The following is a 3,033-nucleotide window of genomic DNA, read 5'->3' as shown; positions in this document are numbered from 1 at the left end:
CAACCGGGGGGATGTGCCGGAACGTTCCGGCGTGGTCCATGGGTGTTCGATGTTGGGGCGACTCAGGTCGCTGGGTTGGAGCCCGGAGGCAGTCATGCGCGACTGTTGAAGCATCTGGACATGCCTCTGCCCAGGGCAGAGCTTCTGGACCCAGGTTGTGTGGTCGACCTGGGCGATGACTCCCCTCCCATTTTGCTCTGGCATGACCCGGAAGCTTGGGCTGCCGAGCGTGAGCGTCAATTCCCAGGCAGCCAACGCTTCTGGAACCTTTGCCATCAGTTGCATTCCAGCAACTGGCAGTTCGCCAACCAGGACCCCGTGGTGACGCCGCGCTCCCTCTGGGATCTCGGCACATTGCTGCGGGCCCTGCGTCCCGCAACGCTGGCATCGGGACTGTTCACAGGTCTGACCATTGCCGATTTGTTGCAGCTGTGTGGGTGCGGTGACGATCAACGGCTGCGGCGCTTTCTCGACCTCCAGCTGAAGCTGTACTCCCAGGAACCGGCCAATCGCACGGCGGCGCTGTACGGCGCAACCGTCCTGCACATGGCCCAAGCACCTCTCGGGCTCTGGCATCTGGAGGGATCGATGCAGGTGTTGAGCAATCAGCTGGTGGCGGCCATTGAGCGCGACGGCGGAACGGTGCTGATGAAGCATCGGGTCACCAAGCTGCAGCCCAGCTCATCCGGTTGGCAGGTGAATGTGAAGTCCGGCAAGGGCGCGGAACAACAACTCAGCAGCCGCGATGTGGTTTGCAGCCTGCCCCCCCAGTGCCTGCTGGAGCTGATCGAACCGGATCAGCTGCCCAAGGGATACCGAAAGCGACTGGAAAACCTGCATGAACCGAGTGGTGCGCTGGTGCTCTACGGAGCGGTGCGGCGTGATGCACTGCCACATCCCTGCGCAGGCCATCTCCAGCGGGGCTGCGCATCCCCGGGGCCTCTGTTCGTCTCCATCAGCCGCGAGGGCGATGGGCGTGCGCCCCAGGGGCAGGCCACCTTGATTGCCAGCGTGTTCACACCAACAGGCGACTGGTGCCGCTTGCCGGAGCCGGAGTACCAACAGCGCAAAACAGAGATGTTGAACTTGATCCAAGCCGAACTGAACCGCTGGCTGTTCCTTGAAGACGACGCCTGGTTGCAGGCTGAACTGGCAACACCACGGGGCTTCGCCGGCTGGACGGGCCGTCCCAATGGCATGGTCGGGGGCCTTGGACAGCATCCAAGCCGGTTCGGCCCCTTCGGCCTGGCAGGACGAACACCCATGCCTGGTCTTTGGCTCTGCGGCGACAGCCTCCATCCGGGCGAGGGCACAGCAGGGGTGAGCCTGTCAGCCCTCAACATCTGCCGTCAGCTCAGGGCCGAGCGGGGACAAACCCTCAGCTTTCGGAGCTGACCTCCCCCGGTGCCCTCAAAAAATCCGGGCGCAGGGTCTGCGTTCGGCGCAGTTCCAACTCGAGCTGAGACCAGTTTTGCTGGAGCACAGCATCTTCGAGCTGCTCCAGGCTCCAGCGGTAGGCCGCCAAGCCGCGCAACACCGCATCTCTGTTGGTGGAGGCCATCGCCACCCCCAGCTCGGGATTCCCTCCACCCACGCGACTGGTGTCTGCAAAGCCGCTGGACGCCAGCACCATGGCCAACTGCCGAAACTCCGGATCCCGTTCATCGCCCACCGCCCGCAGCAGTGCAGCACTCACCAGCACCGGCATGTGGGAAATCAGAGCAACCGCCTGGTCGTGCTGGGACGCGGTGGACGTCAGCCAATGGCCACCCACGCTGACGGCCAGATGACGAACCTGGGCCAGGGCAGCGGGGTCTGTTGCCGCATCGGGAGTTGCGATCCAAGGGCGGCCGCGGAACAGATCCACCACCCCGGCCTCAACGCCCGCCTGAGCTGTGCCTGCCATGGGGTGACTCGCCACAAAGCGAGGATGTCGCTGGCGCCAAGCCTCCAACACGGGCTGTTTAACCGAACCAACATCGGTGATCACCGCTACTTCAGGCAAGGCGGCAACGAGCTCATCCGGTGGGTTCAGCAGCAAGGGAATTGGCAACGCCAAGATCACCAGGTCGCAGTCCGAGAGGCAGCTGGGATCGGTCGACACCGCTCCCACCAGCCCTCGGGCCATGGCGCGATCCGCCGTGGCCTGGCGATGCACGAGGCCCTGCACCGTCCAGCCCCGAGCCTGGAGATCCAAACCAAGGGATCCCCCGATCAATCCAAGGCCGACGATCCCCACACGTCCCGGTTGCACGGCCATTCCTCCCGCAGGGTCGTGAAGCCATGTTGATGGATGGATTGCCATGAACCAATCGCCAGGGGAACCCTGCTTAGGGTTTGACGATGTTGGAAGCCCAGGCCCACCACCAGATCAAAACCCTGCTTCGTCAGGAGGAATTGGACTGGCCCCACCACCTGACCCTGAGCCGGCTGGTGGCAAGAAGCCTGAGGCGTCGCGACACGACACTCGTCCATCTCCCTCCCAGCAGCAGCGAACGCTGGTGGCTCGGTCTGCTGGTGCCGCTGTGTCTGGCTCCCGAATCGGGGGCACTGGTGCTGACGGCCTCACAGCGCCGCCGCCTGCTCCAGTTGGAATTGCCCCGCCTCCGCAACCAGGGCCTGAGGCTCCCCTGCTGGCAGGGACCGACGCCTCCGCAGGGTCCACAGCTCTGGCTGATGGATGTTGCCGAGCTGATTCAGGCCCATCGCGACGGGTACTTGGGCCAACGGCAACTGCTGATCCCGGAGATGGATCAATTGAGCCGGAGGATGCGCAACGCTTTCACCTTGGAGATCGAGCATCAGCACTGGGATGAACTGCGCCAGGCCTGTCCCCAGGCGGAATCCGGATTGCTCGAGCTGCATGACCGCATGAGCCGGCAGCTGTTCGCTGATGCCACGAGGCCCGGTGGCGCAGTGCGACTCGAAGGCTCAGCCGGGCAGGCTCTGCGTGACCTGCTCCGGCTGATGCCAGCCAGCCCTGAGCCATGGAACACCCTCCGCAGCATCAACCCGGCGGAGTGGAGTCAATGG

The 3,033-nt window shown here is 64.3% G+C and carries 2 protein-coding genes and 1 pseudogene; 2 read left to right on the top strand and 1 reads right to left on the bottom strand.

The features are described from left to right. On the top strand, positions 1-1,395 hold a 1,395-nt coding region (gene crtD / locus ACGVJ8_RS04530), incomplete at its 5' end, for a C-3',4' desaturase CrtD (RefSeq protein WP_392345820.1). Here crtD and ACGVJ8_RS04525 read toward each other — a convergent pair. Beyond that, the gene (locus ACGVJ8_RS04525) at positions 1,379-2,260 is read right to left on the bottom strand and encodes a prephenate/arogenate dehydrogenase (protein ID WP_392345818.1); all 882 of its coding nucleotides are present in this window, start codon (positions 2,258-2,260) and stop codon (positions 1,379-1,381) included. The two genes, crtD and ACGVJ8_RS04525, sit on opposite strands and share 17 nt — an antisense overlap. Before the next feature lie 83 nt (positions 2,261-2,343). Here ACGVJ8_RS04525 and ACGVJ8_RS04520 point away from each other — a divergent pair. Beyond that, a pseudogene (locus ACGVJ8_RS04520) lies at positions 2,344-3,033 on the top strand (helicase); the annotation flags it as partial.

This window comes from Parasynechococcus sp., from assembly GCF_042954245.1.
In the GTDB taxonomy this organism is placed as follows: domain Bacteria; phylum Cyanobacteriota; class Cyanobacteriia; order PCC-6307; family Cyanobiaceae; genus Parasynechococcus.
This window is presented reverse-complemented; position numbering and strand designations above follow the sequence as displayed.

Bases quoted from the DNA above. Each gene is read 5' to 3' on its own strand.
- ACGVJ8_RS04525 (WP_392345818.1), bottom strand. From the start codon at position 2,260: ATGGCCGTGCAACCGGGACGTGTGGGGATCGTCGGCCTTGGATTGATC.